This is a genomic window from Mesotoga sp. BH458_6_3_2_1, from assembly GCF_003664995.1.
Taxonomy (GTDB): domain Bacteria; phylum Thermotogota; class Thermotogae; order Petrotogales; family Kosmotogaceae; genus Mesotoga.
Genome location: NZ_JFHL01000005.1, coordinates 220937 through 227408 on the forward strand (window position 1 = coordinate 220937; position 6472 = coordinate 227408).

Below are 6472 nucleotides of genomic sequence, written 5' to 3' on the forward strand. Positions count from 1 at the left end.
ACCTTCTTTCTTTGCTTAACATAAGTGTCAAAGCAGGAGGCACTTCGATACTCGAGGACTTCTCTCTCGATGTCTCGAAAGGCGAACGATTGGCTCTGCTGGGAAGAAACGGTTCTGGAAAGACAACGCTTCTCAATACCATATCCGGTCTTAAGAAGCCCTTCTCAGGGAGGGTATCTCTCGAAGGCCAAATAGGAGTAGTTTTCCAGAATCCCGATTCGGCGCTTTTCGGCTCTACGATTGAGGAGAATCTTGCCTTTCCTCTCCAGTCTTTATCGCTTGCCAGAAGTGAGATTGTGGAGCGCATTAAGCTCTTCATTTCGAGATTCGATCTTACTGGAATCAGGGGTAGAGATATTCTCACTCTTTCGGGAGGCCAACGCCAGCTCGTTTCTCTTGCAGCCGCTCTTATTTCAGAACCTGATCTTCTTTTGCTGGATGAGCCTCTTTCTATGATCGATAGACACGATCGAGAAGTCATGCTTGCCACATTGTCAGAGATTGTGAGACCGGAAACCTCAGTGATTTTTGCAACCAACAGATTCTCCGAAGTTCAAGACTTCGAGAGATTCGTTTTGATCGGCAGAGGGCGTAAGCTGTTTGATGGAAACTCTAAAGAACTCAAAGAATCGCCTTCTGTTTTCGTTGAAGCGGAAATGACTATTCCATTCGAGATTGCAGTATCATGCTGAAGGTTCGAGAAGTTTCATTCAGCTACAGAGGTCAGGGCAAAAATTCACGAATTCCCGCGTTGAAGGAAGTATCATTTGACCTAGAGTCGGGATCTTTTGTAATACTTACGGGTAGAACGGGTTCGGGAAAGTCGACTCTTCTACAACTTCTCTGTGGTCTTATACAGCCCGAGAGCGGGAGGATTGACTGCGAATACGGGGAACTGAATTCCAGGGCCTCAATGATCTTCCAATATCCGGAGGAGTGCTTCTTCAATCCCACGGTCAGAGAAGAGATCGTGTTCAGTCTGAAGATAACCGGAAGGAACGATTACGGGAGGCTCGAAGAGATTCTCGAGAAGATCGGTTTTGAACTGGACAGATTCGGCTCGAGAACTCCTTTTTCCCTCTCGGGAGGAGAGCAGAGACTTCTCGCAATCGCGTCGATTGTCGCGCTCGACAGAGAAATATTCTTGTTTGACGAACCGACTTCCGGACTGGACACAAAAGCGGTCGATAGAGTAAGAAAAATCTTGTCCTCCGAAAGTCGAGCCGGAAAGACCATCGTGGTGGCGACTCACTGGCCTGCTGAGTTCCTGGACTTGGCTACTCACGTATTGGATCTAGTCGAAGGAGAGATTGGTCACTTTGTTACAGTTTCCGAGTATGTGAACGGCAATCTTCACGGTGAGAGACTTGAAGAAAAGGAGAGATTTCTGCTAGACTACTACAAACGTTTCGCCCGCTTCCCTGCAAGCGAGGAGGAACTGATTTCATTTGTCAGGAGAGAGAAGAGATGCTGAATATATCGGTCATTGTCAACACAGTTGCAGTCATAGTAGGTTCGATGCTGGGCCTTCTGGGCGGGAAGTTCGTTAAAGAGCGCTACAGGAAGGTCTTCTTCAACGTAATAGGACTCCTGACTATGGGTCTGGGTTTAAGTATGTTTCTGGATACGAACAGCGTTCTCGTCGTTTTGGGCAGTCTTATTGTAGGCGGAGCCATCGGAGAGGCTCTCGATCTGGAGGAAAAGATAGGAAGACTGGCAGGAAAGAAGAGCGACGATGCAAACTTCGTCAAAGGCTTTATAACAGCCTCCGTTCTATTCGTTGCAGGCCCTATGACGGTTATAGGTTCTCTCAAGGCAGGTCTCTCGGGCGAAAACGAGTTGATATACATCAAGTCATTGATGGATGGTATCTCGTCTGTCATGCTCTCGGCAACTCTAGGCAAGGGTGTGCTTCTTTCTGCTGCGGCAGTCTATCTGGTACAGGGTGGACTCGTGTCTCTTGCCGGAGTTCTCTCCTTCCTTCAGGATCCACTCTATCTGGGTGACTTCTCGGGGGTTGGAGGTCTTATGCTCCTTGGGCTGGGAATCAGGTTGCTGGAGATAAAAGAAATCAGGGTCGGCAACTTCCTACCGGCCCTGATACTCTCACCAATACTTACGTGGGTATCCACTCTTTTCACCTAAAAGTTTTGAGCTCGGCAGAGATATCTATCTCTGTCTCCTCCTTCGCGAGAACAACTCCATTCTTCAAAACGGGATGAAGTTCATGGTAGGTCGGCTTATCGTTTAAGAATAGAATACCCATCGGTATTTTGTCGTCCCATTCGAGAGCCCTCTTGAAAGCATTTGCCTTGTCTGTCGGATCGTAACTGCTGTCTGCTTCGCTCACATCATAAAGTTTTTCCTTGTAGTACTTGAAAGTGTTCACCTTATTGAAAGTGACGCATGGTTGCATTATATCAACGACTGAAAAACCCTTATGGTTTATCGCCGCAGAGACGACCTTGTTGAAGTGTTCCTTGTCGCCGATAAAGGTTCTTCCAACAAAGGAAGCATCCATCGCTATCGCCAGAGAGAGTGGATTCAAGGGCTCGTTGATTACCCCTTGCAGTTGAGCGCTTGTTTTCTGTCCCTTTCTTGTTGTTGGCGATCCCTGGCCCTTCGTCAATCCATAGATCTGATTATCGTGAATCAAGACGGTTACATCGAAATTCCTACGAATACCGTGAATGAAATGGTTACCGCCCTCTCCGTACATGTCTCCATCTCCCGACTCCGCAATCACAGTGAGTTCGGGGTTCACCGCTTTTATGGCAAAGGCGACGGGAAGGCTTCTTCCATGGAGGCCATTGAAAAAACTTAAGTCCAGATAATGGGGCATCTTCGCGGCCTGTCCGATTCCAGTCACCATAACAAGCCGAGACTTATCTACTCCCATCTCCTCCAAGGTGCTCGCGAGATTCATTCTGAGGGGAAAGTTTCCGCATCCTGGACACCACGCGGGGTCTACTTCTCTCAAGAAACTCATATTATCCCCTCCTCTTGTAGAGTCTTTTCTATCCAGTTCGCACTCACAGGGCGGCCATCGTATCGGCCGATATGCTCTACAGTCAAACCCGTCTCAGATCTTAACAGACTTGCAAACTGCCCTGTGAAGTTCCCTTCGACAGAAACAAGTCTTTTGCCTTCCAGCTCTTCCTTGATTGAATGGTCGATAGGAAAGACCTCCGTGTAGTGAACGTAGCCAACATCATTCCTGCCAGTGGCAAATTCATCGATAGCGCCCCAGCTGTCTCCCCAGCCGATAAGAATCAAAGGCGCATCGAGATTGAACTTCGCCGGTGCCGTCAGCTCGCCCAGTAGTCCCTCCATCTTCTTCATTCTCTTCTGGACCATCATCTTCCTTATCTCGAGGTTCTCAGTGATATACCCCTCTTCGTCATGTTCATCGGAATCGACTCTCACGGGAGCCTTGCCCCCGGGGATCGCTCTCGGCGATACACCATTTTCAGTGATCTCGAATCTGCGGTACTGATCGCCGCCCTCAACGACAAATCTCTGAAGAAATTCCTCTTTGTGAATTGGAGGCTCTACCGTTGCCGAGGAGTCGACCAACGACTCGGTGAGAAGGATTATCGCTGGAATCTGGTATTTATCTGCAATATAGAAGGCCTTCTCGGTCAGCTCGAAAGCGTCCTTCGGAGTCCTGGGAGCCACAACGTATTTTGGAAACTCACCATGACCGGCATGCACCACGAAGAGAAGGTCCTCCTGAGCAGTTCTTGTCGGAAGGCCGGTGGCCGGTGCGGGGCGCTGAGCGTCTACCATTACCAGGGGAGTCTCGGTCATCGCAGCAAGAGAAATACCTTCCTGCATCAAAGCGAAGCCGCCGCCAGATGTCGTAACGAGCGATCGTGCACCAGCGAAAGACCCACCTATCACCATATTGACTGCTGCGATCTCGTCTTCGGCCTGTTCGACGACTATGCCATATTTCTCCGCTCTCGATGCCAGGAAGTTCATGACGCCTGTTCCCGGAGTCATGGGATATGCCGCAAGAAATCTGCACCCGGCCGCAATTGCTCCCAGACCTGTGCCTTCCGTACCGTTAACGAGGTAGTAGTTATGCTCATTGGCATCAATTTCGGGAATCTCTAAGGATAGTTCAAGATTGTAACCTCTTTCAAGTGCTTCAAGATTAGACTTTATTACTTCATCCTTTCCAGAGAAGACCTCTTTAATTAACTGTGAGGGGATTTCCATTTTGACTTTGAAGAGTGCAAGAATCGCACCGAGAGCGACTACATTCTGGGCTCTCGGTTCTCCCGCTTCTTTTGCTATCGTCTTGAACGGGAAATTCATAACATTCATCTCAAAGCCCGCATCTTCCGTAGTCACATGTTCGGAATCCGAATCGAATATCAGTGTCGTCTTGTGATCAAAGTATTTCAGCTGTGAAAGAGTGGTACTTTTACTTAGCGATACGATGAGATCAAACTCCTGCCGCATAGAGAACAAAGGAGTGTCGGAAACGCGAATCCTGTATATATACTCTCCACCTCTGATCCGCGAATGGTAACTCTTGTCAGTAAAGATGCAGTAGCCATTTCGGAAGAGGCTGAGCGCAAGCATATCCCCAATCGTATTCAGTCCCTGACCGGCTTCGCCGGAAAGAGCTATAACATAATCTCTCACGTTAACACCTCCGTTGAGGTAAAGAAAGGCGGGAGTGATTCTCCCGCCTCATTTCTCTAGTCGATTGGTTCGAAATCGTCTTTACTGGCTCCGCATAGTGGACAAACCCAATCCTCTGGAACATCCTCAAAGGTGGTTCCGGGATCTACTCCATTGTCGGGATCTCCAATTTCAGGATCATAAATATAACCGCAGATAGTGCATCTGTACTTCATCGCGCCACCCTCCTCAATCAGAACTCAACTCTCTTACTGCTTTCCCAGAGACCATGTATATTGCAGTAAGAGGTAGCGATCAGTGAACCTGACTTCTCCAATTTCACGCTAAATACAGCCTTTGGCTGGGTTGTTACAGGAGTGAACTCGACGTGACCAAGATGAATTAGAAACTGTCCGTCATCATACATTGCGTACAGATCGAACCACTTGATGTGATGCTCGATGGTATTTGGATGTGAGATCTCCTTGCCCACCATGATTTCAACGTTGAATGCTTCTCCCGGCTTAACGGTATCGGGAATGTCAATAACCGGTACATGCTTCTCACTTTTCCAATCGGCACTCTTAACATATTCGCCTATCGCCATTTTATCCCCTCCTCTATATAAAGCAATACCACAAAATGGTCAATCAGTGCAGAACTGCTCTGAACAACAGCTACAGAAATCAAAATTATTATACCATATCACTAAGAACAGAAGTATATTTTGAATCCTTATAAACCCCCACACAAGCTCAGCACGTTTGATTTGATCACCTCATTTGAAGATGGCATGAGCTTCTACCAAAGCGTAAAATGAGATTCGACGAAGAGCTTTAGAGAGCAAAACATAGCCGTGAAAAAATCCCCTCTTGCAAGAGAAAAACAGTCCTCCGATAAGAGTTGCAAGACGCAAGGCGCCTTTAACAGGAGGCGAGGCCGACTTCGTCGGGAAGTGATGCTGGGAAAAGCATCCCAGGAAGTGAGGCCCTCATAAAACTTTAGACGCAACGCCGGCAAAGATCGCGCCGGGACGCAAGGCACTGAGGAGCATCAGTGGACGCAGGGCTGGCGAAGAACATGCCAGGACGCAATGCCCGCTTCGCGGGGAAAGATCCTCACTGCCAGTCTGCTAACGCAGGCCAGTCACCTTCGGTGGCCAGTCGCACTTCGTGCGGCCAGCTCCGACTTCGTCGGGAAGTGATGCTGCTTCGCAGGAAGCCTGTCAAGTAAGACGTCAACGGTTCTCCGTTCTCCGACTAGAACGAAGAGCCAGATCTACGGTTTGGAAAGAGGGAGATCCCGTGCAGAGGCCCTGAACAAGAGCCCCAAACAGGATCATATTGGGGCAGGCTAATCAGGGCAGGCTCTACGGGATGACAATTTAAGATGATTGTGCAGTTCTCTTGTAGGGGCGAACGGCCGTTCGCCCGAAAAAGGTCCTGGTTGGAATCTCATGCCTATTACGCGAAAAATGGGACAGACAATAGGAGCGTTTGGGAGCCCGTCTGCTAACGCAGGCCATTTCCGCTATGCGGGAGATGAGATCCCGTGCAGGATCATTACGGGATGACAATGTCAGACGATTATGTGATTCTATTGTAGGGGCGAACGGCTGTTCGCCCGAAAAAGGTCCTGGTTGGAATCTCATGCGATGAAATCGCATAGGCTCACTGTATGACTGCCCTTCACGTCATCCTGACAATGCTCCTGGTTAGGATCGAGGTCTCTCGCGAAAAATGGGACATAACGTACAACGGCTTTCAAGAGAACACACACCCCACCGCAAGCGGTCCCCCCCGCTCAAGCGGGGATTTAAGATCAAGAGAATTAGGAG

Annotated in this window: 7 protein-coding genes; 3 read left to right on the top strand and 4 right to left on the bottom strand. The window is 48.8% G+C overall.

Annotation, left to right across the window (positions count from 1 at the left end; translation table 11 throughout):
• Positions 1–11 precede the first annotated feature (11 nt).
• Genes Y697_RS05010 through Y697_RS05020 form a run of 3 tightly spaced genes read left to right on the top strand, consistent with a single transcriptional unit; the run spans position 12 to position 2145 of the window.
• The gene (locus tag Y697_RS05010; RefSeq protein WP_259462319.1) at positions 12–692 is read left to right on the top strand and encodes an energy-coupling factor ABC transporter ATP-binding protein; all 681 of its coding nucleotides are present in this window, start codon (positions 12–14) and stop codon (positions 690–692) included.
• Positions 686–1474 carry an energy-coupling factor ABC transporter ATP-binding protein gene (locus tag Y697_RS05015; protein ID WP_121550581.1) on the top strand — a complete coding sequence of 263 codons (789 nt, stop codon included), beginning with the start codon at positions 686–688 and terminating at the stop codon, positions 1472–1474. The genes Y697_RS05010 and Y697_RS05015 overlap by 7 nt, the downstream gene beginning before the upstream one ends.
• The gene (locus Y697_RS05020) at positions 1468–2145 is read left to right on the top strand and encodes a DUF554 domain-containing protein (protein ID WP_121550582.1); all 678 of its coding nucleotides are present in this window, start codon (positions 1468–1470) and stop codon (positions 2143–2145) included. Before Y697_RS05015 ends, Y697_RS05020 begins: the two co-directional genes overlap by 7 nt.
• On the opposite strand, the gene Y697_RS05025 is transcribed toward Y697_RS05020, so the two are convergent.
• The 4 genes from Y697_RS05025 to Y697_RS05040 are packed head-to-tail and all read right to left on the bottom strand — an operon-like array spanning position 2138 to position 5242.
• Positions 2138–2989, bottom strand: a complete 852-nt coding sequence (locus tag Y697_RS05025; RefSeq protein ID WP_121550583.1) for a thiamine pyrophosphate-dependent enzyme — start codon at positions 2987–2989, stop codon at positions 2138–2140. The genes Y697_RS05020 and Y697_RS05025 overlap by 8 nt on opposite strands.
• On the bottom strand, positions 2986–4656 hold the full coding sequence (locus Y697_RS05030; protein ID WP_121550584.1) for a 2-oxoacid:acceptor oxidoreductase subunit alpha: 1671 nt from the start codon (positions 4654–4656) through the stop codon (positions 2986–2988). The genes Y697_RS05025 and Y697_RS05030 overlap by 4 nt, the downstream gene beginning before the upstream one ends.
• A gap of 56 nt (positions 4657–4712) precedes the next feature.
• A complete protein-coding gene (gene rd / locus Y697_RS05035; RefSeq protein WP_014730780.1) occupies positions 4713–4871 on the bottom strand; it encodes a rubredoxin in 159 nt (52 codons plus the stop codon).
• A gap of 17 nt (positions 4872–4888) precedes the next feature.
• Entirely contained in the window at positions 4889–5242 is a 354-nt protein-coding gene (locus Y697_RS05040) for a class II SORL domain-containing protein (RefSeq protein WP_121550585.1), read from the bottom strand.
• Positions 5243–6472 lie beyond the last annotated feature (1230 nt).

Bases quoted from the DNA above. Each gene is read 5' to 3' on its own strand.
- Y697_RS05020 (WP_121550582.1), top strand. From the start codon at position 1,468: ATGCTGAATATATCGGTCATTGTCAACACAGTTGCAGTCATAGTAGGT.
- Y697_RS05015 (WP_121550581.1), top strand. From the start codon at position 686: ATGCTGAAGGTTCGAGAAGTTTCATTCAGCTACAGAGGTCAGGGCAAA.
- rd (WP_014730780.1), bottom strand. From the start codon at position 4,871: ATGAAGTACAGATGCACTATCTGCGGTTATATTTATGATCCTGAAATT.
- Y697_RS05025 (WP_121550583.1), bottom strand. From the start codon at position 2,989: ATGAGTTTCTTGAGAGAAGTAGACCCCGCGTGGTGTCCAGGATGCGGA.
- Y697_RS05040 (WP_121550585.1), bottom strand. From the start codon at position 5,242: ATGGCGATAGGCGAATATGTTAAGAGTGCCGATTGGAAAAGTGAGAAG.